Raw genomic sequence first — 23,156 nt, 5'->3', positions numbered from 1 at the left:
ACGATGACCACGGTCACGTTCGACGAGGCCACGCGCACCCACCCCGGCGGTGACCGGCCCGCGGTGGAGGCCCTGGACCTGCACGTGGAGGAGGGCGGGTTCCTCGTCCTCGCCGGTTCCCGGGTTCCCGCGTGAGCGGGGTCGCGGACGGCCTGTCCGGGGAGGCTCGTCGCGTGGCGGCGGAACTGCACCTGGCCACCGCCGCCGTGCGGGCCCGCCACGAACGCGCGGTGCAGCAGCGTCGTGAGGTCGTCGCCGCCCGCTGGGCCGACGTGGTGTCGCGCGCCGACCGCGGGCCGGAGGAGTTGCAGACCGAGATCGAACGCGCCCACGAGCACCTGCCGGCGCCCAGGACCGTGAGCCCGGGGGAGTCGCCGGCCACCCTGGACGCGCCGGCGTTGACGGTGGAGGCTGGCACCGACGAGGAGAGGAGCACCCCGTGAGCACCACCGCCTGCACCCACCTGGGGTCCGTGGACGACGCCGCCCTGCCCAGCGCCACCGGCTGCGAGGACTGCCTGCGCGCCGGGGGGCAGTGGGTGCACCTGCGCATGTGCAGCAGCTGCGGGCACGTCGGGTGCTGCGACTCCTCCCCGAACACCCACGCCACCGCCCACCACCGCAGCAGCGGCCACCCCCTCGTGCGCTCCTACGAGCCCGGCGAGGAGTGGTACTGGTGCTACCCCGACGGCGTCGGCTTCCACCGACCCGGTGCCCCCGCGGCGCCCTCGCACCCGTGAGCGCCCCGTCGTCGTCCGCCCCCGCGCCGGACGCGGTCGCCGTCACCGACGTCGCGGACCGGCACCGCTACGAAGCCCGCGTCGAGGGGCAGCTGGCCGCGATCGCGGAGTACCTGCCCACCCGGGAGTTCCTCGTCTTCTCCCACACCGAGGTGCTGCCCGGCTTCGAAGGGCGGGGCATCGCTACCACGCTGGTAGCCCGTGCCCTGGACGACGTCCGCCGCCGGCAGCTGCGGGTGATGCCCCTGTGCCCCTTCGTCGCCGCCTTCGTCCGCCGCCACCCGCAGGAGTACGGCGACCTGGTCTTCACCTCCACCACGCCCGGATCGCTGACCACCGCCGACTGAGGCCGTACCCGGCTCCCCGGCACCGCTGCGCCGGACGCGCCCGCACCTCCCTCGGCCGTCCTGCCGACGGGGGTTCCCCCGGTTCACCGCGGCCGCGGGGACCCCGCGGATCGTAGGGTTGCCGGGTGACCTGCCCACCCCCGCGTCGGCGACCCCGGAGGAACCCGTGCCCCCTGCCACCCCCCTCCCGTGCCGTGACGGTGCGGGAACCCCGACGGTGACGCCCGCCTCGGGGGGCACCTCCTCCCCGGGACCCTCACCCCGCGACGATGACCGCGGCGGAGCCGCGGCACCCGGTGGTGCTCCCGAGCGCGCGGGGGAACCGGTGGAGGGGGCCTCGGGCGGCGCCGGTCTCGGGGCGTTCCTGCGCGCCCTGCGCAACCGCCGCCGACCGGAGGACGTCGGGTGGCCCGTGCACGCCGGGCCGGCGGGACCGGGCGGCTCGGGTGCCTCCCGCCGGGTCCCGGGGCTGCGCCGCCAGGAGGTGGCCGACCTGGCCGGTGTGAGCCTGGACTACTACACCCGCATCGAGCAGGGGCGCGTCGGCGAAGTCTCCCCCGCGGTGCTGACCGCGCTGGGCCGCGCCCTGCGGGCCACGCCGGAGGAGAGCGCGCACCTGCACCGCCTGGCCGCGTCACCGGCGCGCCGCAGGTCCTCGCGGGCGCAGGCTCCCGCGCGGCCGTCCCTGCTGGCCCTGGCCGATTCCTTCGCCGTGCCCGCCGCCGTCCTCACGCCCAGCCTGGACGTCGTCGCCGCGAACCTGGTGTGGCGACTGCTGATCACCCCTCCGGGCCAGTCCCTGACCCGGGACAAGAACCTGGTCCGGGACCACTTCCTGGAGCCCTACGCGCGCGTCCTGGTGGCCGACTGGTCGCTGGGAGCCCGGGCCGGGGTCGCGGGTCTGCGCGTGCAGGCCGCTCTGCACCCCCACGACGAACGGGTCCAGCAGCTCGTGCAGGAACTGCTGGACCGCAGCGAGGAGTTCCGGCGGCTGTGGTCGATGCCCGACGTCGACGGTTCCACGCACGGCCGCCACCGGCTGCTGCACCCCCGCGCGGGCCAGTACACCTACGACTACGAGACGTTGCAGCCCCCGGGCGACGAGGGGTTGATCGTCACGTTGTTCTCCCCGGTTCCGGGTACCGGATCCCAGGAGGTCCTCGACACCCTCCTGGCCGAGCACCACCGAGGAACCGAGGAGGAGCGCTCGTGACGTCCATCGACGACCTGGGCCCGTTGCTGGAATCCGTCAACGCCGAGGACACGGAAGGTTTCCTGGACTCCTTCACCGACGACGCCGTCGTCGACGACGACGGGCACCGCTACCAGGGGTTGTTGCAGATCGCGGAGTGGAACACCCGCCAGGTGATCGGCACGCACGTGCGGGTGCGAGCCCTCACGGCGCCGCCGCCGGGCCCGGACGGCGGGGTGGTGGTCGAGGTGCAGGTCGACGGGGCGGTCGGACGGTGCCTGGTCACCGCGTCCTGGCGCCAGGACCGCGTCGAGCGGTTGAGGGTGCGCGCCGCGACGTCCCCCTGAGACGCCTCCGGGACACCTCCGGCCGCCCTCGCGGGACGGTGTCCTCCCGCCGGGTTCGGGTCCCCGGGGCTCAGGTCCCCCGGGTGCCACCGGTGGCGTCGCGGCAGAAGGCTTCCGCGCGTTCCCACAGGCTCGCCGCGGCCAGCGGATCGTGCTCGTCCGGCAGGCTCGGATCGGTGAACAGGTGCCCGGAGCCGGGGTGGTCGAAGACCTCGACACGGCTGCCGCTGGCCGTGATGTCGGCGACGAGGGCGTCGATCCACTCCTGCCGCCGGAAGGGGTCGTCCTGGGTGTAGTGGATCTGGGCGGGGGTCCCGGCGGGCCAGGCCACGCCGCCGAGCACGGCCAGCGGCAGGGCCCCGGAGAACAGCAGCACCCCGCCGCAGGTGCGCTGCGTGGCGACGTGCTCGGCCATGCCCGCACCGTTGGAGAAACCGGCCGCGACGAAGCCGTCCCGCAGCGGCTCCACGGCTCTCACCGCCCTGTCCATCAGCTCGGGGAAGCCGATCTCCTCGACGTGGTGCCCGGCCCGCTCGTAGTCGTCGAACACCCGCCCCTCGTACTGGTCGACGACCAGCACCTCGTGCCCGGCGGCGCGCAGGCGCTGCGCGGCCTCGTGGACGCCGGGGCGGACTCCGAGCACGGAGTGGAACAGCGCGATCTCAGCCATGCCGCCCACGGTGGGGGGTGCTCGGTGACACCAGCCTGTCACCGTCACCGTGCCCGTCACCGTCCCCGTCACCGTCTCTGCCACTGTTCGGACGTGAACCGCACCGACAGGCTGCACGCCCTGAGCGAGGAGCTGCGCCGTGCCGGCCCGCGCGGGCGCACCGCAGCGCAGCTGGCCGGCTGGCTGGAGGTGAGCACCCGCACCGTCAAGCGCGACGTCGCGGCGCTGCAGCAGGCCGGGCTCCCGGTCTGGGCGCAGAGCGGACCCGGCGGCGGTTACGTCCTCGACGCCGTGGCCACCCTGGCCCCGGTCAACCTCACGCCCGCCCAGGCCGTCGCGGTCGCCACCGCCCTCGCCACCCAGCCCGACGCCCCGTACGCCGCCGACGGGCGGGTGGCGCTGGAGAAGGTGCTCGACGTGATGACCCCGGCCGACCGCCGGCGGGTCGAGGAGCTCGGGGCCCGCGTCTGGGTCCACGACGCGGACCCGGCACCGGCGGCCACCGCCTCCAGTTCCGTCTCCAGCGCCCTCGGCGAAGCGCTGGCCACCCGTCGAGTGCTGGTCCTGGACTACCGCGACGCCTCCGGGCGGTCCTCGCGGCGCCGGGTGGAGCCTCACCTGCTCGCGCGCACCGGCGACCGCTGGTACCTGCTCGGCTGGTGCCACCGGCGTCAGGCCCCGCGCTGGTTCCGCTTCGACCGCGTCCGAGCCGCCCACCTCACCAAGGAGCCCGTCGTGGAGCGCGACCCGGCCGTCTTCGGGATCCCGCCACCCGACGCCCACCCCGTCCGTCCCTGACGGGCCGGGGACCGCCGGCCCGCTCACCGCGATGCGCTCGATCCAGCGACGTCCCGCCCCCGCCGGCAGCCGGCGCCGAGTCGCGCCCCGTGCCGGGAGTCCTCCCGGACGGTCGACGCGGCCCGGACGGTCGTGACGGGTGGCCCGGTCCGTGCTCGGGGTTCGTCGATCGTCTGACGCGCAGCGGCGACCGTCCCTACGCTTCGAGGGAGGCGCCGAGGAGGTCGCAGCATGGGCGTGGACGACCACAGCCACGAGGTCGGTGTGCGCGTCGAGGGCACCGTGCAGCCCGCCGCCGGTGTCACCGACGGCTCGCCGCTCTTCCCCCTGTGCGCCTGCGGCTGGACCGGGCCCGACGTCGTCCGCGGACCGTGGACCCCGGAGCTGGACGAGGCCTGCTACGAGGTGTGGGCCCGTGAGCACTGGGAACGCCTCGTCGGCCCGGACCCCGCCACCGTCCTGGAGGAACGGGCCACCGAGCACGGCCGGCGGTGGTTCATCGGCGAGCAGACCGTCCAGGCGGGCCAGGCGCTGGACCTGCGGTTGCCCGCCGGGCGCTGGCTGCACGGGCACCTGGTCCTGGTCGAGGTCCGCGAAGAACGCCCGTGGACGGCACCGCACCTGGGCATCGCCCTGGGCGGGGTGTGGGAGACCACCGACTGCACCGACTACAGCCTGAGCGCGGTGGTGGGCATCCCACCACCGGCCGCGGTGCGGGTGTGCCCGGACCCCGGCGGTTTCCCCACCTCGCTGGTCGTCCACGACTGAGCCCGTCAACACCCCCGGCGGGTGTCGACCGAGGTCCCCACCCGGCGGACGGGTCGCGCGAGCGGGTCAGGCGGTGAAGGTCCAGTGCCACGGCTCGCGGGGCACGTTCTCCTCGAAGCCGTACTCCTTCGAGTGGGTGCGCATCCAGTTCAAGGCCTTCGGGCTCAGGTCCAGGTCCAGGCTCAGGCCCCACCCGTGCTCGCTGGTGCCGGGTTTGGCCGCGAGTCCGCCCTGGGAGTACAGGCCCTTGCGTCGCGCCAGGTCGACCTGCTGCTCGTAGGAGCGGTAGGAGTCCGTGGCCTTGATGGTGATGCCGTCGCGGGCGGCGGCGGCGCGCAGCTGCTGGTAGGCCTGCGCAGCCGGTGCCCACATCGTGTGCGAGCCCTGACCGATGCTGCTCAACGCGGCGGCGGGGACCTTGCCGTTGCCGTACCCGGCCAGGGCCAGCGGCACTCCGTCCGCGGTGCGCAGGCCGGCGGTCGAGCGGGCACCCGTGGAGGAGACACCTCCGGCCGCTGCGCTCACCGTTCCCGCGTTCGCCGCGGAGGGAACACCGTTGAGCAGGCCCCCGCTGCTGGTGCGGGTGGCGATGCTCTGCGACAACGCCGACGCGAAGGTCAACCCCGACGCGTCGCCGCTGCCGGTGCTCGCGCCGCTGCTGAGGCCGTTCCGGGCGGCAGCGGTCCCGTTCACGGCCGCGCCGGAGGTGGTGCCCAGCACCCTCACCGGCGCCGCCGGCTGCAGCGAGCCGATGAGCGCCTGGATCTCCGCGATGCGCGACGTGACGCTGCTGATGCCGTCCATCGTCCACCTCCCTGGTCAGGTGCCGGCCACTCGTTCGTCCCGGCGCCGGCGTGCCGCCTCACCGGCACGCCGTCGCCCAGGCATGCCTCGGCCGGAGCCGTCTGCACCTTGAGGCCTCCACCGGCTGAGGCGGCGGGGGCTCGGCCTGCTCCTCCGTGCGCCGGGACCACGCCCGGTTCCCCGGATCCACGGGTCGGGAGACGGTGACCGCCCGGGCACCGGGGCGGCCCCGCCGCGGACCGCGCAGCCGTCCCGCCGCCAGCGCCCGCTCCGCCGGTACCTGCGTACTGTGCACGTCGGATCGGAACCCCCGCCGACGACGACCGCTCCGTCGTGCGCACCCCGGTGCTCACGCGTCCTGCCCGCCCACGAGACCGCGACCCCCCGACACCGGAGGCAGAACCCCTGTGAGCACCACCCGCCTGCTGATGTACGCCGCCGTGATCGCCCTGGTGCTGGTGCAGCGCCTGGTCATGTCCAACCGCTCACGGTGGTGGCTGGGAGCGGTCCTGCCCGCAGCGTGGCTCGTCGCCGGTGTCGTCTTCCTGGCCGCGAAGGACGCGATGGGCGAGTGGCAGGGGTGGGCGGCCGTCGTCCTGGGCTCGGTCCTGTTGCTGGGCACCTGGAACGACGGGCACGCCTCGCGCAGGAAGCGCCTGCAGCGGGAGGCCGCCCGCGGCGAGGCCCGCAACGCCCACCGCTGATCCCCGGATCGGCGCCCGGCAGCTCGGGTCGCGCTGCGTGCGGCACCGCGGTCGTTCCACCGTCCGGGGGCCGGAACTCCCGGTCGTGCCCGTCGACCACGACGCGCCCGACCACCGGCGCGACACCGAACTCGGCCGGCGCGCGAAACCCGGGGCGGCGTCGTCACCGCACCGGTCGAGGGTTCCCCACCGGGCACCAACAGGACGTCCGCCGGTGGTTGTCGTGACCGCGCCCTGGGTAGCTGCGTCAGGGCCTGGTTGCCCCGCCCGCCGGACGCGAGGCTCGTGCCCCGACACCTGAGCAGCCGCACCGGTAGGGCTACCCCCCGTCTCCGACGGGGGGGCTCCGTCCTGGTGGGACCCCGCTGCGCGACCGGAGGATACGAGCATGTCGACGACCGCCCTCTCCCGCACCACTGCCGCGGTCTCCCTGGAGGCCGTCAGCAAGACCTACGGCACCGGCCCCACGGCCGTGCGCGCCGTGGACGGCGTGGACGTGGACTTCGCGCCCGGTACCTGGACGGCCGTCATGGGCCCCTCCGGCTCGGGGAAGTCCACCCTGCTCAACTGCGCCGCTGGGCTGGAACACGTGGACGCCGGACGGGTCCTGCTCGGGGACACCGACATCACCGACGCCGACGACGAGGAGCTCTCCGCCCTGCGGCGCACCCGCATCGGGTTCGTCTTCCAGAGCTTCAACCTCGTCTCCTCCCTGAGCGCGGCGCAGAACGTCGAACTGCCCCTGCGCCTGAGTGGACGGCGACCCGGCCGCGAGCAGGTGCTGCAGGCGCTGGCCGCGGTCGGCCTGGCCGAGCGCGCCGACCACCGTCCCCGCCAGCTCTCCGGCGGGCAGCAGCAGCGCGTGGCCATCGCCCGCGCGATGGTCACCGCCCCGGAGGTCCTCTTCGCCGACGAGCCGACCGGTGCGCTGGACTCCACCGCCGCGCGCGGGGTCCTCGACCTCATGCGCACCACCGTCAGCGCGGGTCAGACCATCGTCATGGTCACCCACGACCCGGCCGCCGCTGCGCGCGCGGACGCGACGGTGTTCCTGCGCGACGGCCGGATCGTGGACCGCCTCGCCGGTGCGGACGCCGCCACCGTCGCCGCCCGCCTCGTCTCGCTGGAGGGCTGAGGTGCTGCGCTTGAGCTGGTCGGGCCTGCTGGAACGCTGGAGCGCGTTCGCCGGGGCCGTGCTGACCGTCTGCCTGGGCGTGGCCCTGGTGCAGTCCTCGTTGCTGCTGCTGCTGACCAGCGCCACCGCCGACGCCTCCGCCGGGGCGACTCCGGTCCAGGCCATGAGCTTCGACGAGGCCCGGATCGTCGCGGTCACCGTCGAGGCCGTCACCCTGGCGCTGGCGGCCTTCCTGGCCGTCTTCGTCATCGCCTCCACCTTCGCCTTCACCGTGGACCAGCGCCGTCAGGAACTGGCCCTGCTGCGCCTGGTGGGCGCCGGGCGCCGGCACGTGATGCGGCTGCTGCTGGGGGAGGCGGTCCTGCTGGGCGTGGCCGGCTCCCTCGCCGGCAGCGCCGTGGGCGTGGGGCTGGTGCGGGTGCAGCAGGCGCTCATGGTCCGCCTCGGGCTGCTGCCGGGCGACTTCAGCGTGCAGTGGCGGGTCTGGGTGCTGCCCGCCTCGATCGCCCTGGGCACCGCGCTGGCGCTGGCCGGGGTGTTCCTCGCCGCGCGCCGCGCCGCGCGGGTGCGGCCGCTGGAAGCCCTGCGCGCCGGTGAGGAACCGGCCGGGGTGATGACCCGCGGTCGCTGGATCACCGGGGCCGTCCTGGGCGCCGGTGCTCTCGCGCTGGCCGCGCTGTCCCCGCTGGGTGGGCCTGCCGGGGGACGGGCGATGGCGGTCTGCGTCTCCCTCTGCGCGGCGCTGGCCCTGGCCACGTTCGCCCCGCTGGCGGTCCCGGGGCTGGCTCGCCTGCTGCCGGCGCGGGCGGGCACGCTGGGCGACCTGGCCCGCGCGAACCTGCGGGACGAGGTGCGCCGCAGCGCGTCGACGGCCGCGCCGCTGATCGTCCTGGTCGGTCTGCTGCTCGGGCAGACCGGCGCCGCGTGGTCCTACACCGCCGCCGCGCAGCGGGAGCTGCGGCAGGACACCGTCGCCCAGGTCGTCGTCGAGTCCACCCTCCCCGCCGCCGGCGCCGGACCGGCCGCGGCGTTCACCGGCGTGAGCGGGGTCGCCACCACCTCCACCGAGGTCGAGCTCCCGGCGGCGGTGACCACCGGGACCGGGGAGATGGCCTTCACCGAGATCAGCCGCGTCCTGGTCGTCGACCCCGCCGCCTACGAACGCCTCCACGCCGGCAGCGGACCGCTCGCCGCCCTGCGGGGCCGGGCCCTGGCGGCCGGGCCCGGCGCCCTGGGCACACCCGTCGGGTCCGAGGTCGGGGTGCGGGTGGGGGAGACGGACCTGGGACGGCTGCCCGTCGTCGCGGGCGTGCCGCAGACCGTCGGCGGTGGCCCGGCCCTGCTGCTGCCCGAGGGTCTGCTGCCCGCGGACGTGCTGGCCGGTTCACCCGCCCGCACCTTCGTCCAGCTGCAGCCGGGCGCGGATCCCCACCAGGTCGCCGCCGCCCTCGCCGCGGCGGCCGGTCCGGGCGCCGCCGTCAGCGTCGTCGACGACTGGCTGCAGGGGTCCGCCCGGGCCGCGGCCTCCACCGACACCTCGATCCTGGTGGTCGTGATGGGGCTGGGGGCGCTGTACGCGCTCATCGGGGTCGTCAACTCCGGTGTCGTGGCCACCTCCGCCCGCCGGCGGGAGTTCGCCACCGCCCGGGCCAGCGGGCTGACCCGCCGGCAGGTGGTGGGCAGTGCTCTGCTGGAGACCTGGACCGTCACCGGGGCCGGGGTGCTGCTGGGGGTCGTGGCGGCCGCCGGCACGCTGGCGGCGGTGCTGATCACCACCGCTGCGGCCACCGGGTCGCCCAGTCTCGACCTGCCCTGGGTCCTGGTCGGTTCCCTCGTGGCGGGAGCCTTCGTCGTGACCGGCGCCACCAGCGCGTGGACGGCGTGGTCGGCCACCCGCGCGGCTCCCGTCTCCCTGCTGCGCGCGCGGGAGTGACGCCTCCGGTCCTCCGGCGCCGGGGTTGCCCCGCTGGGTGGCCCTGGGCGAGCCTCCCTGCGCTAGCACGTTCCTGACACGCTGTGTCGCAGCGGTACCGCGGACGCTTCCGCGGGTTCCCGCCCGTGCACGTCCCCCGTTCGCACCGTCCGATTCCACCCTTCCCCACCACCCACCTTCCCCGGTCCAGTGAACCTGCGCCGGGATCCGTCAGGAGAGCACGTGACGAAGAACCGCTCGACCCGCACCGCCACCCGCACCGCCGCCACCGCCCTCGCCGCCCTGGCGACCGTGACCGGTGTCGCCCTGGCCGCTCCGGCGCAGGCCGCCGACCCGCGCGTCGGTGGGCAGATCGGCGCCCGCTACGAAGCCCTCGGCGGTTCCGGCGGCTTCCTCGGCCAGCCGGTGACCGGTGAGACCCGGACCCCGAACCAGCGCGGCAGCTACGTGCACTTCCAGGGCGGCTCGATCTACGCCTCGCCCGCCACCGGCGCCCACGAGGTCCACGGCCTCATCCGCGACGAGTGGGCCGCCCACGGCTGGGAAGCCGGGGTGCTGGGGTTCCCCACCACCGACGAGACCGCGACGCCGAACCGCGCCGGGGCCTACAACCACTTCCAGGGCGGCTCGGTCTACTGGTCCCCGGCCACCGGCGCGCACGAGGTCCACGGCGCGATCCGCGCCACCTGGGCCTCCTACGGCTGGGAGGCGGGCGCGTTCGGGTTCCCCGTCAGCGACGAGTACGACGTCCCCGGCGGCAAGCGCGCCGACTTCCAGGGCGGCTCGATGCAGTGGACCGCGAAGGACGGCGTCACCGTCATCGGCGACTCCGCCGTCGCCGGCTGCCCCGCGCCGTTCAACGACGCCACCCCCGAGCAGGCCGCCGGCTGCCTGGCGCGCGGGTGGGAGCAGCGCGACGACGAGGTGATGGCCACCTACGCCGTCAACGCCGTCACCGGGGAGCTGCGAGGCACCCCGTACGCGCCGATGACCTTCGACGGGTGCTCGCACCCGGCGAAGCCGACCGCGGCCACCAGCGCCAGGGTGGAGTGCGTCTTCCACATCCCCGCCGCCGCCGGTTCCGGCGCCGCGCCGCACGGGGTGGACCTGCACCTGGGCATCGGCATCTACGACGGTTCCGCCGTCGTGGAGGACGTCGAGTTCATCGGCTGATCCCACGTCCTCGGACCGGCCCGCTCGACCCGTCGAGCGAGCCGGTCGTCGTGGTGGCCGGGTCGGGGAACGCCGTCCGCGGCGACCCGTCGGGACGGCGGTCGCGCCTCGTCCGGTGCAGCAGGGCGAGGGGACTGCACCGGACGAACCCCGCGGCGGCGCGCCGCGGCGGGGCGCCGTCGTCGCCGTCGCCCGTGAGGACGTCTCGCTGCTGATCGAGGGGTCCACGGGCGGCTGAGGAACCGTTGCCGTGCAGTGGTTCAGCGGATGTCCACCCGCAGGATGAGGCGCTCGTCCACCCTGGAGGCGACGCGCGGGAAGCGGTCGGGCACCTACGGTTCAGACATGCCTGGAGAACGAACCAGTACCCCTTCCACCTGCCCGTCCTGCGGGTCCTCCCTCGTGGACGCGCCCGAACCGGCGCCGCCCGCGGAATCGGTCCGCGTGTGGATGACCGAGCAGGACTGGAGCGAACCCCTGCTGGCGCGCGACGTCTACTCCGCCTACCTCGTGGAGCACGGGTCCGACGCGGTGGACCGCGACCGCTTCGTGCGCGACCTGACCCGCTTCGGCGTCCGGGAGGGGACCGACGGGAGCGGCCGCCGGGTCCTCACCTGCCCCTGACGGGCCCGACGCTGCCGGCGGTGACGGTCACCGGGGTCGTGGTCGAGCAGCCGCGGAACGTCCGCCTCCCCGGCCCGCGCGGGGAGGCGCAGCGGTCAGGGGAGGAGTCCCAGGGCCTCCCAGCGTCGACGGTGTGCGCCCATGCTCGTGGTCGAGCCGGACCGACGTCGGGGCGCACCGTCGCCCGGCCGACCCCGGACGCCCGACCTCCCCGGAACGAGGAACCCCGCGATGACCACGACCGACGCAGCCGACGTCTCGACCACCGTCCAGTTCGGCATCGACACCTTCGGTGACGTGCCCCGCGATGAGGAGGGCCGGCTCGTCTCCCACGCCCGCGCCATCCGCGCCACGGTGGAGGAGGCGGTCCTGGCCGACCAGACCGGTGTCGACGTCATCGCCGTCGGTGAGCACCACCGTCCCGAGTACGCCATCTCCACCCCCGAGACCGTGCTGGCCGGCATCGCCACCCGCACCTCGCGGATCCACCTGGCGTCCGGGGTCACCGTGCTCAGCAGCGACGACCCCGTCCGGGTGTTCCAGCGCTTCGCCACCCTCGACGCCCTCTCGAACGGGCGCGCCGAGGTCATCCTCGGGCGGGGTTCCTTCACCGAGTCCTTCCCGCTGTTCGGCTACGACCTCTCCGACTACGACGTGCTGTTCGAGGAGAAGATCGAGCTGTTCCACCGCCTCCTCGACGAGGGGCCGGTGACGTGGGAGGGGACCACCCGGGCCGCCCTGCACGAGGCCGAGGTGTACCCCCGGACCGAGTCGGGGCGTCTCACGACGTGGGTGGGGGTGGGGGGTTCGCCGGAGTCGGTGGTCCGCACCGCCCGGTACGGGTTCCGGCTCATGCTCGCCATCATCGGTGGTCCGCCTGCGCGCTTCGGTCCGTACTTCGACCTCTACGAGCGTGCCACCGCCGAGCTGGGCACCACCGCCCACCCGGTCGGGATGCACTCCCCGGGGTTCGTGGCCCGCACCGACGAGGAGGCGAAGGCGCTGTACTACCCCGGCTACGAGGAGATGCGCAACCGCATCGGTGCGCTGCGCGGTTGGCCGCCGCTGCGGCGCAGCGAGTTCGACGCCGAGGTCGAGAGCGGCTCGCTCTACGTGGGTTCCCCGGAGACCGTCGCCCGCAGGGTGGCCGACGCCATCCGCACGCTGGGCGTTGGGCGCTTCGACATGATCTACTCCTCCGCCGGAGCCGTCTCGGCCGGTGCCCGGTTGCGGGCGGTGGAGCTGTACGGGGCCGAGGTCGTGCCGCTGGTGCGCGAGATGCTCGCCGACGCCCCAGCCGGCGCCGGGAGCCGCTCAGGACAGGCGCGGTGACGGCTGACCCGGTGGGGTCGCGCCGCAGGCCCCGCCGGGGACATGGATCACGGGCCATGGACAGAGCCACGCCGGCGGTGACGGCGGACAACCTCGACAGCGGCGCCACCCCGGTCGTCGCAGGCTGGGAATCCTGGGGTACCGGCACACCACCTCCACGTGTACCGCCGAGATCGACGTCCTCGGGGTCGTCCGTCACACGAAGGACAACGCCACGTGTGATCGCGTGAGAGTGGAGGCCGCTGCCCGTGCGTCGGCCCCGGGGCCGGGAACAACGATCCGCACCTACTGAAAGGAAACCTCGATGAGAAGTCCCACGTTCACGATCGTGCTCCTCGCCGTGCTCGCAGCATCATCGCTGAGTTCGTGCGCAGACGCGGTCTGTGGCCGAGGTGAACACCCCGTGCGCTGGATCGAAGACCACAACGGCTCGGTCTGCGTGAAGGACGGTGAGCCGCCGCCACCCGGGTACGAGGAGTACCCCGAAGGCGCGACGCCGACCGAGGCCTGAACGGTCGCCATCCCCTTCCGCCCTGCACGAGCTCGGTCGGTGGAACCGAAGGCGGGCACCCGGCGGTCACTTGAATTGAAGGTGACCGCCGGCTGCCCAGCCGAGTGCCCCGCGTCAGGCGTGAGGAGACGCGGTGAAAGCGGTGTCGACGAGGGTGAGGACGTCGGCGGCGGCCTTCTCCGGCTCCGGGACGGCGGCCGGGAGGGCGGTGACGGCCACGCTCACCTCGTACCCGTCGTCGGTGGCCCCGCCGCGGGTCTCGAAACCGGGGATGTCGCCGCCGTGGCCCCAGTACAGCCGCCCGTCACTGAGGGGCGTGCTGAACAGACCCAGCCCGTAGCGCGCGCTCTCCCACGTCCCCGGCGCCTCGACCGTGGTGCGCATCTGCCGCAACTGCTCCGGGCTGAGCAATCGCCCACCCAGCAGCGCGAGGAAGAAGCGGTTCAGGTCGCCGGGTGTGGAGACGAGTCCGCCCGCGGCCCAAGCCCACGAGGGGTCCAGCTCGGTGAGGTCGCGCTGCGGGGCCCCGGGAGCGTCGGCGTGGTAGCCGCGCGGGTGCTTCCCGGCGATGCCGCGCTCGCCCGGGGCGGGGAAGGAGGTGTCCCGCAGGCCGAGGCGGTCGATGACGCGGCGGGTGACCTCCTCGGGGTAGGGACGACCGGTGACCTTCTGGATCAGCAGGCCGGCCAGCACGTAGTTGGTGTTGCAGTACTGCCAGCGCGCGCCGGGGGCGTCGGCGGCCGGTTGCTGCAGGGCGAGGTCCAGCAGATCGCGGGGATCGGTGTACAGATCGCGCACGGCAAAGAAGCCACCGGCGGCGAAGGCGGTGGTGTACTCCGGCAGGCCGCTGGTGTGCTGCAGCAGCTGGCGCACGGTGACGGCGCGTCCGTCGATGCCCTGCCCACGCACGAGACCAGGCAGGTAGGTCTCCACGGGGGCGTCCAGCTGCACGCGCTCCTCGTCGACCAGTTGCAGCACGGTGAGGGCGGTGAAGGTCTTGGTGGTGCTGCCGACCCGGACCCGGCCACCGGCGGGTACCGGGGCGCCGGTGGACAGGTCCCCGACGCCGGCGGTGAAGCGCTGCACCCGCCGGCCGGGTGAGGTCAACGCACCGAGGACGCCGGGGAAGCCGTCGTCGCGGACCAGGCGCTGCGCGGCGCGGCGGACCACGGCGGGTGCCGCGGTCCCGCGCGGGTTCGCCGCGGCCGCACCGGTTCCGCCGGCGGCGGCCAGGGTCGCGAGACCGGCCAGCGCCGTGCGGCGCGACGTCACCGGCGCGGTTCGGCCCGGCCGGTTCGCCGGGGGACCGTCGACGGGGAGCGCCCGGGGAACGGCGGAGGACGGGGTGAGGTCGGGCACGGGGAACTCCTTGTCGCGAGGTGTGCCGCCACCCTCGCCGCGATCCCCGCCCGGTTCCAGGGTGCAGGCGGGCCTCGCGCCGGTGGGGAGGACCCCACCCGTGAGCGGCCGCGCGCGGCTCGGCCCGTTCCCTCAGTCGTCCCGTCGCTTGTACCCGAAGAACCCGCGCTTGATGATCGTCGACGCGACCTCCTCGGGCACCATGGACTCCCAGCTGTCGTCCCCGGCCGCGATGCGGCGCAGCACGTCGCGGCTCAGGATCGGCAGGTACTCGGGCCGGTAGTTGTCCAGGTGCACGAAGCTGCCGCGGCGGGCGAGGAAGTCGAACAGCGGTTGCAGGTCGGGGGCGACCTGCAGGTCCTCGACGGTGACCGTGGCACCGGTCTCCTGGTCCTGCATGGGGTAGACGAACAGCTTCAGGTCGTTCTTGAACAGCCGGCCGAAGCTCTCCAGGATCCCGCCCTGCATGTGCGAGTGGTTCCCCTCGTCGAAGAGGTTCACCAGGCTCGGGACGCCCATGACGATGCCGATGCGCTCGCGGGTGCGCCGCTGGAGGTACTCGGCGAGGCGGTTGTACTCGTAGTAGTCCGTGATGACCGTCGTCATGCCGCACGCCCCGAGGAGGTCCGCGCGGGCCAGGAAGTCGCGGCGGTCGACCTTGTCCCCGGCCGCCCGGAGGTTCCGCATGGTGAGTTCGGTCAGGGCGAGGATGGGTGCGCCCCCGGCCCCGTCCTGCGCGAACTTCTCCCTGGCCGAGGCGAGCATGTCGATGTTGACGACCGTCGGGGGACGGAAGCTGCCGCGTTCGACGAGGACCGCATGCTTGCGCAGCGCCTCGGAGGGCTGCAGCACCTCCCCATCGGGACCGAACATCGCCACCCCCGACAGGCCCAGCTGCACCAGCTGCAGGGCCATCACCCGGTTGTCCACGTGGCGGAACTCGATGCCGCGGAACTGGATGACGTCGATCTCGATGCGCCCGGTGGACAGCCGGTCCAGCAGGCTGGCCACGACCTGGTCCGGTTCGTGGCGCTCGAAGAACGCCGCGTGCAGCAGGTTGACCCCGACGATGCCGAGGGCCTCCTGCTGCAGGCCCGCGTCGTCGTCGAGCATCCGCACGTGCAGCACGATCTGGCTGGGCTCGTCGTTGGGGTGGGCCTGGAACCGCACGCCCATCCACCCGTGGCACTCGTTGCCGCCGCGGTAGCTGCGGGCCACGACGGTGTCGGCGAAGGCGAAGAAGCAGGTGTCGTCGCCGCGCGCCTCGCTGAGGCGCTCGACGTTGAGGGACAGCTCGTGCTGCAGCATCGCCTGCAGCCGGCCGAGGGACACGTACCGGTCGGACTTGCCGTACACGGCGTCGCTGACGGCCATGTCGTAGGCCGACATCGACTTCGCCACGGTGCCCGCGGCGCCGCCGGCGCGGAAGAACCAGCGCGCGACCTCCTGGCCCGCCCCGATCTCGGCGATGGTCCCGTACCAGCGCGGGTCGAGGTTGATCCGCAGGGCCTTCTGAAGCGTGTCGGCGGCGATCTCCATGCGGGTGTCCTCCGGGTTGCGGCAACGTCCGTCGCCCCATCCTGCTGGCCCGGCCACGGCGTGTCACCTCGTGGGCCCCCGGTGGACGGGGAGGGGGGGTCAGCCGTACTGGTGCAGCACCGGGTCCGTGGGGGTGCACCCCGCCCAGTCGACGTCGTCCAGCGTGTCCCAGGAAGGCGACTCGGCCACCAACCCGCCCCCTTCGACCCTCTCGCCGACCTTGCCGAGCAGGCGCCCGGACCCGCTGCGGACCTCACCCGCGGCGACGTCGTAGGTGCTGCCCCTCGGCCACACGACGAGAGCGCCGTCGGAGAGGAGGCACCACGGCTCGGCCGGGTCCTCGGGGAGGGTCACGGTGAGGGAGCTGGCGTTGGCGGGGCTGGAGCCGTGACGGGTGCCGTCGGTGACGAGGGAGGAGCCGTCGTCACCGCCGCTGGAGCAGGCGGCGATCACCAGCGCCGCACCGGTCGCGGTGAGGGCGGCTCGCCGCACCCGGGGCCTGCGGGGATCGGGCACCCCCCCACCGTAGGGCGGGGGAGCCCCGGGCGGGGGGTCCTGCCGCGGCGGGAGGTTCCACGACCGTCGGCGGGAGGGGACGCCCGCGCCCCGGTACGAACGGGCGCCGTCGATCGGCGGCCGGCGTGGTCCGACCGCGAGGTGGATCCGGGAGGCGGTGCCGTGCCGTCTGTCCCGCATCGAGCAACCCAGGGTTGACACGAGCGCCCGCCCCGGGTTCCCCTGGAGCCGTGAGCCCCGCGACCCGCGACCCGTCGACGTGGTCGCTCGTGCTCCCGCACCGCTCGCCGGCGGGCGCCGTCGCGGACCGGCTGGCCCGCTGGACCACTCCCGAGGTGGTCGCCGACGTCCTCCAGGACTGCGGGCGCGGCCTGCTGGACCAGGTCGAGGGCCGCCCCGGCGGGCGGGACTGGATCGGTGAGTGCGGAGGGCCGCTGGGGGCGGTGCTCGTCCTGGCCGAGGTCGACGCAGCCGCTTCCGCGTTGCGCTCCGCCGTCGCCGCGGCCCGTTCCCGCGTGCTCGCCGACCTGGTGCTGGACCACAGCCTCGTCGAACTGGCCGCCGAACTCGGGGTCACCCGCCAGGCCCTGCACAAGAGCGTTCGAGGAGTCCGAGGACTGTGAACACGAACCCGGTGGAGGGCGGAGCGGTGGACGAGACCGTCGGAACGCGCCGACCGCGGCACCCGCTGCAGCAGCCGGGTGCGGGACGGGCCCTCTACGCAGCGGGTCTGACGGTGCAACTGGCGGGCCTGCTCTGCCTGCTCAGCGTCCTGCTGCCCGCCGCCCTGGACACCCTCCCCGTCGCGTCCCCGGTGCCGGCCTGGGCGCCGTTGGCCGGGATCGCGATGCAGTTCGGTGGGCAACGGTTCTGCGCCCGCGCCTGGTGGTACGTGCCGCTGCGCTCCGCCGAAGCCGCGCCGGACGCCGTGGAACTGCTCTTCTGGAGCCTCAACGCCGTCGCCGTCGTCACCGTCGCGGCGGTGGTCGCCTTCGTGCCCCCCGTGCCGGACGCCCCCAGCCTGTGGCTGCTGGTGGTGGCGGCCGCGGGTCTGGCCCTGCTGCCGGAGGTCGCGCGCCCCACCCCGGAACCGCCGGCGGCTCAGACGTGGCGCGCGGTACCGCTGGGGGCCGCCGCCCTGCTCGTCCTCGGGTTGGGACTCGCCTCCGGCGCCTTCACCACCACCGGGGTCCTGGGGGCGGTCGCGGCGCTCGGGGCGGGATGCGTGGCCACGCGGGCGTGGTCGAGGCGCCGCTCCCGCTGAAGCGGGAGCCCTTGAGCGGGGTCCCTGAGCGATGTCCGTCCGCGGCCCCCGCGCGGTCGCCGGCGCCGGCCCGGGCACGCGACCGGAGCGCGCCCGGGCCGGCGGTGGGTCCGGCGGGCCGTGCGCGACGTGCGCGACGTGCGAGGTCCCGCGGGAACCGTTCGTCGTCGGTGATCCTGCCGAGCGCCCCCGGCGGGCGGGGCTGGGGCGGTAGCTTCCAGGGGTGCTGGACACCGCCGTCGTTCCCGCTTCCTCGGTCCCGGCGTCGTGGCGCGGGTGGGCCGGGGTGCGGGCCGTGCTGCTGGTCCTCACCGCGGTGGTCGTGCTGGCCGCCCTGGTGCGGGGTGAGCACGGCGCGACGTTGCGCGACCTGCAGGACGACGTCGGGAGCGGACGGGTTTCCCGCGTCCAGGTCACCGGCGACCTGCCCCCGGGAACGACCGGCACGGCTCGGCAGGAGGTGCGGTGGCGTTCGGGGTGGCGCACGCACCAGGTCGAGGTGCAGCTGGTGGCCGGCCCCCTGGCGTCGGGCACCGGCGGGACCACGATGACCGGTGACGACGGATCACCCCTGCCGGTCACGCGGCAGGACGTGGGTGCGCTGGTGCGGAGCTGGGACCCGCAGGTGCGGGTGGACCGGACGGGGTACCCCTCCGCCTCGTACTCCGCCACCGTGCTCGGGCTGGAGGTGCCCGGGTGGGTGGGGTTGCTCACGCTCCTGCAGTGGCTGGGGGCGGTGCTGCTGCTCATCCACGGGCCGGAACCGCGGTGGGTGAGCCGGTGGGGGTGGTTCTGGTCGTTCGCCCTGCCGTTCGGGGTGACGGCGTTCCTGCTGTCGTCGGGGCCGTTGCCGGGACGGCGGTACGTGGCGCCGGGACCCGGCCGGTTGCGGGGTGGGCGCGCGTTCGTCGTCTCGCTGCTGCTGGCGGGGGCGCTGGGGGGATCGGGCGCGTTGTGAGGGTGGCCCCGGTACGGCGGTGGGGTCGCGGGGTGGGTTGACGCCCCGGCCGCGGCGCGCGACAGTTAACTTCGTGGTTCACCATCAGTTCGCGGCCCTGGGTGACCCGACCCGCCTGGCCATGGTCGAGCGCCTCGCTCGCGGCCCGGCGTCCGTCGGGGTCCTCGCGGTGCCGACAGCGCTGTCGCTGCCCGCCGTCCTCAAGCACGTCCGCGTGCTCGAGGAGGCGGGTCTGGTGACGACGGTCAAGCGCGGCCGGGTGCGCGAGTGCCGGCTGCGCGAGGACGCGCTGGTCGCGGTGGCCACGTGGACCGCGCAGCAGCAGGCGCTCTGGTCGACCCGGCTGGACGCCCTCGGCACCGTCTTGGAGGAGTCATGACCACCGCCCCGCTCCTGTCCTTCGACCTCGACCGCACCTACCCCGCGCCACCGGAACGGGTGTGGGAGGCCTGGACCCGCGCTGACCGGCTGCAGCGGTGGGTCTGCCCCGACCCGGACTGGAGGGTTTCCGGCTGCGAGGTCGACGCCCGCGCGGGCGGGGGGTACCGGCTGCGCTTCGGACCCCGCCCCGCCGGTGATGCCTACCGCGAGACGGCGACCTTCGTGGTCTTCGAGCCGGTGCAGCGGCTCGTGCTCGACGTGCTCACCGAGGGGGACGGCATGAGCGAGCGGTCCCGCTGCACCGTGCTGCTCGTGCCGGTCGACGGCGGGACCCGGCTCGAGCTCGCCGTCGACGGCCTCTCCGGCGCCGAGGCCGCGGAAGGCATGCGGGTGGGGTGGCAGTGGTGCCTGGAGGGCATCGCCGAGCACCTGGACGACCCGGCCTGACCGCCCCCACCGCGGTGCGACCCGATGCGCACGGGGAGCTCGCTAGGGTCTCGTCGTGACCGCAGCCGGGGGGATCGAGGGCCAGGACGTGCAGCGCGGGACGTTGAGCATCGCCGTCGCCCAGCCGGCGTGCGTGGCGTCGGACCCCGCCGCCAACGCCCGCGCCCACGCCGACCTGGTGCGCCGGGCCGCTTCGCGGGTGGTGGTCTTCCCCGAGATGTCCCTGACCGGTTACGAGCTGCAGGCACCCGTGGTGGACCTGGACGACGAGTTGTGGCGGCCGCTGGTGCAGGCGTGCGCGCAGCGCGGAGCCGTGGCGCTGGTCGGCGCCCCGGTCGCTGGTGGATCCGGCGCCGAGTTCATCGCCACCGTCGCCGTCAGCGGTGAGGGGGTGCGGGTCGCCTACCGCAAGGCGTGGCCGGGGAGCGAGGAGGCGGCGCGGTTCAGCCCCGGTCCCGGACCGGCGGTGGTGCAGGTGGACGGCTGGCGCATCGGGTTGGGCATCTGCCGGGACACCGGTGTCGCCGAGCACGTCGAGGCCACGGCCGCGCTGGGGGTGGACGTGTTCGCGGCGGGGCTGGCCGACGTGCCGGAGGACTCGGCGGTCCAGCGGGAGCGCGCCGAGCGCATCGCCCGCGCGTGCCGAGCGCACGTCGCCTTCGCCAGCTTCGCCGGGCCCACCGGTCGCGGGTACGAACGGACCGCCGGCGGGTCGGCCGTCTACTCCCCGGCCGGGAGCGTGCTGGCGGGTTGCGGCTCGGGCACCGGCGAGATCGCCACCGCCGTCATCGGCTGACCCGCCCGCGCGGGCAGGTCCGGCGGTGACCGCGGAACGCCGGCCGGTCGTTCCCCGGGTGCTCCGGGGGTGACCGTCCTCCTCCTCGAGGAGGAGGACCCGGGGCGCCCCGATCTCCTCCTCCGGCAGGTCCCCGCGCCGCGTGGACGCTCGTAGCGTCGCCGTCGACGAGCCGACGAGCGTCGGCGCGGTCGGGACGAGGAGAGTGCATGATCACCGCTGAGGTGCTGACGAAGCGCTACGGGACGACGACGGCCGTGGACGGGTTGTCGTTCACCGCGCGACCCGGGACGGTGACGGGTTTCCTGGGCCCGAACGGCGCCGGGAAGTCCACCACCATGAGGATGGTCCTCGGGCTGGAACGCCCCACCGCCGGAACGGTCACCGTCGACGGGCAGCGCTACGCCGATCTGCGTGCGCCGCTGCGCACCGTCGGCGCGATGCTCGACGCCCGGTCGGTGCACCCGGGCCGCACGGCCTTCCGCCACCTGCTGGCCCTGGCCCGCACCCACGGGATCCCACGGTCGCGGGTGGACGAGGTCATCGGGTTGACCGGGCTGGAGCCGGTCGCCGGTCGGCGCGTCAGGGGTTTCTCCCTCGGGATGGGACAGCGGCTGGGGATCGCGGCCGCGCTCCTGGGTGACCCGGCGACGCTGGTGCTCGACGAACCGGTCAACGGTCTCGACCCCGACGGGGTGCTGTGGGTGCGCCGGCTGGTGCGGGACCTGGCCGACGAGGGCCGCACGGTGTTCCTGTCCTCCCACCTCATGCACGAACTGGCGCTGTGCGCGGACCGGGTCGTCGTCATCGGCCGCGGCCGGCTGCTGGCCGACGCCTCCGTCCAGGAGATCCTGCAGCGGTCCGCGAGCGCCGGTCTGGTCCGCGTGCGCACCACCGGACCCGACGTCCTCGCGCGGGCGTTGGGTCGGCTCGGGGCCGACGTCGCCCCGCAGCCGGACGGTGCCCTGCACGTGCGAGGGGTCTCCGTCGAGGAGGTCGGGGCGGCGGCCGGCCGGGCCGGGGTGACCGTCTTGGAACTGGCGGCCGAGGAGGGTTCCCTGGAGGACGCCTACCTGGAACTCACCGGCGGTTCCGTGCAGTACCGGGCGGGGGGTTCCCGGTGACCGCGTCCGTGACCCCGTCCGTGCGCCGCGCCGCCACGACGCCCTCCGGCCCGTCGTTCGCGCGGGTCGTCCGCGCCGAGTGGACGAAGCTGCTCGGCCTGCGGTCCACGCTCGCCGTCGCCGTGGCCACGGTGGTGGTGACGGGGCTCCTCACCCACCTGTTCGCCAGCGCCTCGTCCGGCGACCCGGGTTTCGTCCCGACCAGGAACCTGGCCGACGCCCTGCCGCTGGCCTTCCTGGGCCCTCTGGTCCTCGGGATCCTCGTCGGGACCGGTGAGTTCAGCACGGGCACCTTCCGCTCGACGTTCGCCGCGGTGCCGCGACGGGTTCCCGTCCTGCTCGCGCAGGCCGTCGTGACGGCTGCGGTCGTGCTCGGGGTGGGTGTGCTGACCGTCGGCGCGGCGGTGCTGGGCATCCTGCCCGCGGCCGGGTCGCGGGGCATGACGCCCGACCTGGCCGACGCCGGGATCCCGTTGCTCCTGCTCGGCTCGGTGTGCTACCTCGTCGGTGCCGGGCTGCTCGGCCTGGCGATCGGAGCGCTGCTGCGCCGCCCGGTGCCCGCGATGGTCGCCGCGGTCGTCCTGCTGCTGGTGGCTCCCGTGGTGCTCTCGTTCGCGGCCGAGGCCGGCAGCGACCCGATGGCCGTCTACGACCCGGAGGACGTGCCGGCCGCCACGGCGGCGGTGAACACCGTGGAGACCTTCACCCCCGTCGGCGCCGGCTCGGGGCTGACGAACCCCGACGGCGGCGGGCTCGACGGTGCCCCCGACCTGGGGCTCGGCGGCTCCGCCCTGGTCATGGCCGGCTGGGTGGTGGTCCCGCTGATCGTCGCCGCGTTCCGGTGGCGTCGTCGTGACCTCGGCTGAGGCGGCGCCGCCGGCCGGGGTGGGGCGGCGTCGCGCGCAGCCCCGGCCAGCGGTGACCCTGCGGCGCGTGCTCGCCGCGGAGTGGACGAAGGTCACGAGCCTGACCTCGACCCCCTGGGTCGTGGTCGGCACCACCGGCGCCGCGAGTGCGCTGGCGTTCGGCCTGGGCCTGTTCGCCGGGCCGGGGGACGCGGTGACCGGGACCTCCCTGGCCGCCTCCGGAAACCTGCTCGCCCAGCTCGGGGTCCTCGTCCTCGGGGTCCTCGTCGGAAGCGCGGACTTCGCCACCGGGACGTCCCTGACGACGTTCGCCGCGGTGCCCCGGCGGCTGCCGGTCCTCGCGGCGCAGGTCCTCGTCACCGCCGCCGTGGCGGCGCTCACCGGGCTGGCTGTCCTCGCGGCCTCGGTCTTGGCGACCGCGGGGGCCCGGCGCGGAGCGGGCGTGTCGTGGGACGTCGCGGACCCCGGTGACCTGCGCGCCGCCACCGGGTACGTCCTGTTCCTCACGGGTGCCGCGGTGTGCGGGCTCGCCCTCGGGGCGCTGCTGCGCCGGCCGCTGGCCGCGCTGACGACCGGGGTGGTCCTGTTCCTGCTGGTCGAGCAGGTGCTGGCCGCGAACCCCGGACGGGTCACCGACACCGTCCGGGCGTTCCTGCCGGGCAGCGGGACCCGGCTGTTCGCCGACGACACCCAGCTCGCCGCCCTGGCCGGTGGCGACGGTCCCGACCTCGGGGCGTGGGGTGGCGGCCTGGTCCTGGGCGCCTGGTGCGCCGTCCTGGTCCTCCTCGCCGGGTACCGGCTGGTGCGCCGTGACATCACCTGAGCGGTG

29 protein-coding genes are annotated in these 23,156 nt (G+C 74.9%); 24 read left to right on the top strand and 5 right to left on the bottom strand.

Going from position 1 to position 23,156, the window contains the following annotated elements; genetic code table 11:
- Positions 1–3 precede the first annotated feature (3 nt).
- The 6 genes from KRAD_RS27390 to KRAD_RS01285 all read left to right on the top strand — a co-directional run bounded on the left by KRAD_RS27390 (position 4) and on the right by KRAD_RS01285 (position 2,625).
- Positions 4–135: a glycerol-phosphate porter gene (locus KRAD_RS27390; RefSeq protein WP_011981423.1), complete on the top strand. Its 132-nt coding sequence runs from the start codon at positions 4–6 to the stop codon at positions 133–135.
- On the top strand, positions 132–443 hold the full coding sequence (locus KRAD_RS01305) for a hypothetical protein (protein ID WP_011981422.1): 312 nt from the start codon (positions 132–134) through the stop codon (positions 441–443). Before KRAD_RS27390 ends, KRAD_RS01305 begins: the two co-directional genes overlap by 4 nt.
- Positions 440–739 carry a UBP-type zinc finger domain-containing protein gene (locus KRAD_RS01300; RefSeq protein ID WP_011981421.1) on the top strand — a complete coding sequence of 100 codons (300 nt, stop codon included), beginning with the start codon at positions 440–442 and terminating at the stop codon, positions 737–739. Before KRAD_RS01305 ends, KRAD_RS01300 begins: the two co-directional genes overlap by 4 nt.
- Positions 736–1,086 carry a GNAT family N-acetyltransferase gene (locus KRAD_RS01295; protein ID WP_011981420.1) on the top strand — a complete coding sequence of 117 codons (351 nt, stop codon included), beginning with the start codon at positions 736–738 and terminating at the stop codon, positions 1,084–1,086. The genes KRAD_RS01300 and KRAD_RS01295 overlap by 4 nt, the downstream gene beginning before the upstream one ends.
- A gap of 325 nt (positions 1,087–1,411) precedes the next feature.
- Positions 1,412–2,299, top strand: a complete 888-nt coding sequence (locus tag KRAD_RS01290; protein ID WP_041291832.1) for a helix-turn-helix transcriptional regulator — start codon at positions 1,412–1,414, stop codon at positions 2,297–2,299.
- A complete protein-coding gene (locus KRAD_RS01285; RefSeq protein WP_011981418.1) occupies positions 2,296–2,625 on the top strand; it encodes a nuclear transport factor 2-like protein in 330 nt (109 codons plus the stop codon). Before KRAD_RS01290 ends, KRAD_RS01285 begins: the two co-directional genes overlap by 4 nt.
- Positions 2,626–2,695: 70 nt before the next feature.
- Here KRAD_RS01285 and KRAD_RS01280 read toward each other — a convergent pair whose 3' ends face one another.
- Positions 2,696–3,295: a dienelactone hydrolase family protein gene (locus tag KRAD_RS01280; protein ID WP_011981417.1), complete on the bottom strand. Its 600-nt coding sequence runs from the start codon at positions 3,293–3,295 to the stop codon at positions 2,696–2,698.
- A 93-nt stretch (positions 3,296–3,388) separates the two neighbouring features.
- Between KRAD_RS01280 and KRAD_RS01275 the strand changes: the two genes are divergently transcribed.
- Positions 3,389–4,093: a helix-turn-helix transcriptional regulator gene (locus KRAD_RS01275; protein WP_011981416.1), complete on the top strand. Its 705-nt coding sequence runs from the start codon at positions 3,389–3,391 to the stop codon at positions 4,091–4,093.
- Positions 4,094–4,324: 231 nt separating this feature from the next.
- The gene (locus KRAD_RS01270) at positions 4,325–4,861 is read left to right on the top strand and encodes a hypothetical protein (RefSeq protein WP_011981415.1); all 537 of its coding nucleotides are present in this window, start codon (positions 4,325–4,327) and stop codon (positions 4,859–4,861) included.
- A 66-nt stretch (positions 4,862–4,927) separates the two neighbouring features.
- Here the strand turns inward: KRAD_RS01270 and KRAD_RS01265 are convergent, their stop codons facing one another.
- Entirely contained in the window at positions 4,928–5,665 is a 738-nt protein-coding gene (locus KRAD_RS01265) for a M15 family metallopeptidase (RefSeq protein ID WP_011981414.1), read from the bottom strand.
- 407 nt (positions 5,666–6,072) lie between these two features.
- Here KRAD_RS01265 and KRAD_RS01260 point away from each other — a divergent pair, with 407 nt between their 5' ends.
- From KRAD_RS01260 to KRAD_RS01235, 7 genes are all read left to right on the top strand, one after another.
- Entirely contained in the window at positions 6,073–6,369 is a 297-nt protein-coding gene (locus KRAD_RS01260; protein WP_041291831.1) for a hypothetical protein, read from the top strand.
- Between the two features lie 388 nt (positions 6,370–6,757).
- The gene (locus tag KRAD_RS01255; RefSeq protein WP_011981412.1) at positions 6,758–7,504 is read left to right on the top strand and encodes an ABC transporter ATP-binding protein; all 747 of its coding nucleotides are present in this window, start codon (positions 6,758–6,760) and stop codon (positions 7,502–7,504) included.
- Between the two features lies 1 nt (position 7,505).
- Entirely contained in the window at positions 7,506–9,437 is a 1,932-nt protein-coding gene (locus KRAD_RS01250) for an ABC transporter permease (RefSeq protein WP_011981411.1), read from the top strand.
- A 222-nt stretch (positions 9,438–9,659) separates the two neighbouring features.
- A complete protein-coding gene (locus KRAD_RS23825) occupies positions 9,660–10,610 on the top strand; it encodes an LGFP repeat-containing protein (protein WP_011981410.1) in 951 nt (316 codons plus the stop codon).
- 115 nt (positions 10,611–10,725) lie between these two features.
- The gene (locus tag KRAD_RS27385; protein WP_275263042.1) at positions 10,726–10,848 is read left to right on the top strand and encodes a hypothetical protein; all 123 of its coding nucleotides are present in this window, start codon (positions 10,726–10,728) and stop codon (positions 10,846–10,848) included.
- 107 nt (positions 10,849–10,955) lie between these two features.
- On the top strand, positions 10,956–11,234 hold the full coding sequence (locus KRAD_RS01240) for a hypothetical protein (protein WP_157873435.1): 279 nt from the start codon (positions 10,956–10,958) through the stop codon (positions 11,232–11,234).
- Between the two features lie 231 nt (positions 11,235–11,465).
- Positions 11,466–12,566, top strand: coding sequence for an LLM class flavin-dependent oxidoreductase (locus KRAD_RS01235; RefSeq protein WP_011981408.1), 1,101 nt, complete (start codon positions 11,466–11,468; stop codon positions 12,564–12,566).
- A 625-nt stretch (positions 12,567–13,191) separates the two neighbouring features.
- On the opposite strand, the gene KRAD_RS01225 is transcribed toward KRAD_RS01235, so the two are convergent.
- The 3 genes from KRAD_RS01225 to KRAD_RS01215 form a co-directional block, all read right to left on the bottom strand.
- The gene (locus KRAD_RS01225) at positions 13,192–14,436 is read right to left on the bottom strand and encodes a serine hydrolase domain-containing protein (RefSeq protein ID WP_011981406.1); all 1,245 of its coding nucleotides are present in this window, start codon (positions 14,434–14,436) and stop codon (positions 13,192–13,194) included.
- 132 nt (positions 14,437–14,568) lie between these two features.
- Positions 14,569–15,975, bottom strand: a complete 1,407-nt coding sequence (locus KRAD_RS01220) for a nucleotidyl transferase family protein (protein ID WP_041291830.1) — start codon at positions 15,973–15,975, stop codon at positions 14,569–14,571.
- 99 nt (positions 15,976–16,074) lie between these two features.
- Complete coding sequence (locus tag KRAD_RS01215) at positions 16,075–16,491, bottom strand: hypothetical protein (protein WP_157873433.1); 417 nt, start codon at positions 16,489–16,491, stop codon at positions 16,075–16,077.
- Positions 16,492–16,721: 230 nt separating this feature from the next.
- Between KRAD_RS01215 and KRAD_RS01210 the strand changes: the two genes are divergently transcribed.
- From KRAD_RS01210 to KRAD_RS01170, 9 genes are all read left to right on the top strand, one after another.
- A complete protein-coding gene (locus KRAD_RS01210; RefSeq protein ID WP_041291828.1) occupies positions 16,722–17,114 on the top strand; it encodes a hypothetical protein in 393 nt (130 codons plus the stop codon).
- Complete coding sequence (locus tag KRAD_RS01205; RefSeq protein ID WP_011981403.1) at positions 17,111–17,755, top strand: hypothetical protein; 645 nt, start codon at positions 17,111–17,113, stop codon at positions 17,753–17,755. The genes KRAD_RS01210 and KRAD_RS01205 overlap by 4 nt, the downstream gene beginning before the upstream one ends.
- A 223-nt stretch (positions 17,756–17,978) precedes the next feature.
- A complete protein-coding gene (locus tag KRAD_RS01200; protein WP_041291827.1) occupies positions 17,979–18,713 on the top strand; it encodes a hypothetical protein in 735 nt (244 codons plus the stop codon).
- A gap of 73 nt (positions 18,714–18,786) precedes the next feature.
- Complete coding sequence (locus KRAD_RS01195; RefSeq protein WP_041291826.1) at positions 18,787–19,092, top strand: ArsR/SmtB family transcription factor; 306 nt, start codon at positions 18,787–18,789, stop codon at positions 19,090–19,092.
- Positions 19,089–19,541: an SRPBCC family protein gene (locus KRAD_RS23820; RefSeq protein WP_011981400.1), complete on the top strand. Its 453-nt coding sequence runs from the start codon at positions 19,089–19,091 to the stop codon at positions 19,539–19,541. Before KRAD_RS01195 ends, KRAD_RS23820 begins: the two co-directional genes overlap by 4 nt.
- A 55-nt stretch (positions 19,542–19,596) precedes the next feature.
- The gene (locus KRAD_RS01185; protein WP_011981399.1) at positions 19,597–20,337 is read left to right on the top strand and encodes a carbon-nitrogen hydrolase family protein; all 741 of its coding nucleotides are present in this window, start codon (positions 19,597–19,599) and stop codon (positions 20,335–20,337) included.
- Between the two features lie 209 nt (positions 20,338–20,546).
- Complete coding sequence (locus KRAD_RS01180) at positions 20,547–21,461, top strand: ATP-binding cassette domain-containing protein (RefSeq protein ID WP_011981398.1); 915 nt, start codon at positions 20,547–20,549, stop codon at positions 21,459–21,461.
- Positions 21,458–22,327: an ABC transporter permease subunit gene (locus tag KRAD_RS01175; protein ID WP_011981397.1), complete on the top strand. Its 870-nt coding sequence runs from the start codon at positions 21,458–21,460 to the stop codon at positions 22,325–22,327. Before KRAD_RS01180 ends, KRAD_RS01175 begins: the two co-directional genes overlap by 4 nt.
- 67 nt (positions 22,328–22,394) lie before the next feature.
- The gene (locus KRAD_RS01170) at positions 22,395–23,150 is read left to right on the top strand and encodes a hypothetical protein (protein WP_203417471.1); all 756 of its coding nucleotides are present in this window, start codon (positions 22,395–22,397) and stop codon (positions 23,148–23,150) included.
- Positions 23,151–23,156 lie beyond the last annotated feature (6 nt).

The sequence above is a fragment of the Kineococcus radiotolerans SRS30216 = ATCC BAA-149 genome, from assembly GCF_000017305.1.
GTDB classification, from domain to species: domain Bacteria; phylum Actinomycetota; class Actinomycetes; order Actinomycetales; family Kineococcaceae; genus Kineococcus; species Kineococcus radiotolerans.
This window is presented reverse-complemented; position numbering and strand designations above follow the sequence as displayed.